The sequence below is a fragment of the Bacillus sanguinis genome (genome assembly GCF_018332475.1).
GTDB classification, from domain to species: domain Bacteria; phylum Bacillota; class Bacilli; order Bacillales; family Bacillaceae_G; genus Bacillus_A; species Bacillus_A sanguinis.
In genome coordinates this window covers 1-1,367 of sequence record NZ_BOQB01000474.1, presented here as the reverse complement: position 1 = coordinate 1,367, position 1,367 = coordinate 1, and the positions used below count along the sequence as shown (strand labels likewise).

The 1,367-nt window shown below is 33.1% G+C and carries 1 protein-coding gene; it reads left to right on the top strand.

All coding sequences use genetic code 11. The annotated features are described in order from the left end of the window. The first annotated feature begins 309 nt into the window (after positions 1-309). The gene (locus KI369_RS27805) at positions 310-1,170 is read left to right on the top strand and encodes a DegV family protein (protein WP_000538272.1); all 861 of its coding nucleotides are present in this window, start codon (positions 310-312) and stop codon (positions 1,168-1,170) included. Positions 1,171-1,367 lie beyond the last annotated feature (197 nt).

Here is a 1,367-nt window from a genome sequence, read left to right as displayed (position 1 = left end):
TGGACTAATATTTAACATCGCCAAAATAATAATGAGAGCAATGTGATTTTATGAAAATATAAAAGCCATTTCCATTATTGGATTTGGCTTTTATATTTTAAACAGTATGAATTTGAAAAGATTATATTAAGATAAAGAATTAAAATAGGTGTTTAAAATAGAATCATTTGTATTAACTGTTCAAGTTTTGAAGAATAGTGCATACAATATAAAGTGTTTTCCTTTCTTCATTTAAGTTTTACGTATATAATTTAAAAGTACTATTTTTATTTTATTATTTTATATTTATAACAGAATAGAGGTTTAAAAATGGGTGTTAAAATCATTACGGATAGTGCGGCGGATTTACCGGTAGAATTGCTGCAAGCATATGATATTGATTTAATTCCACTCCGTGTTTATGATGAAGCAGAAACAGAGTATTTAGATGGAGTTACATTAGAGTCAGTTACATTATTGCAAAAAATGAGAGAAGGCGCTGTTTATAGAACTTCATTGCCTTCCCTTGAAACTTTCCAAGAAAAATTTGTTTCTTATGCAAAAGAAGGTAATCCTTGTATATATTTGGCTTTTTCATCTGAACTGTCTGGTACATATCAATCATCAGTTCTCATTAAAGAGGAAGTAAAAGAAACATATGCTAACTTAGATTTAGAAATTATTGATACGAAATGTGCTTCGCTTGGTCAAGGGCTTGTCGTATTAGAAGCTGCTAAAATGGCGAAAGACGGTGCATCAAAAGAAGATATTTTAAAGCGTGTTGATTTTCTAATGAACCATATGGAACATATCTTCACGGTAGCTGACTTACAGTACTTAGTGAGAGGTGGACGTTTAAGTAAAGTCGCAGGATTTATCGGTGGTTTACTAAACATTAAACCGATCTTAAACGTGGAAGAAGGAAAACTTGTACCACTTGAAAAGGTAAGAGGGAAAAAGAAAGTACTTGGCCGCATTGTCGATATAATGGAAGAGCGTGGAAAAGAACTTAAAGGTCAAACAATCGGTATAACTCACGGTGACGATTTAGAAACAGCTGAAGCATTAAAAGCATTAATTACAGAAAGATTTGGCTGTGAAGTATTTATCGTAAATACAATTGGTGCAGCAATCGGAGCACATACAGGACCTGGAGTTATAACGTTGTTTTTCTTAAATGAAGTAGAGTAAAGGATTGATCATTTGATCAATCCTTTTTTAATCTAATTTATCCCACTTTAACGGGCAGTAAGACCCCCACCTCAAAATTCAGCGGAAGCAAAGAAGTTAGGTGGGGGATCAACTGTCCGTAAAAGTCCGATTGGTTCAACTAATAATTAGTGGGGGATGAACAAAACCCCCACTGATTAAAGTTTCACTTTATATGT

What these genes read in the sequence shown, in the direction of transcription:
- KI369_RS27805 (WP_000538272.1), top strand. Translation starts at nt 310, where the DNA reads ATGGGTGTTAAAATCATTACGGATAGTGCGGCGGATTTACCGGTAGAA.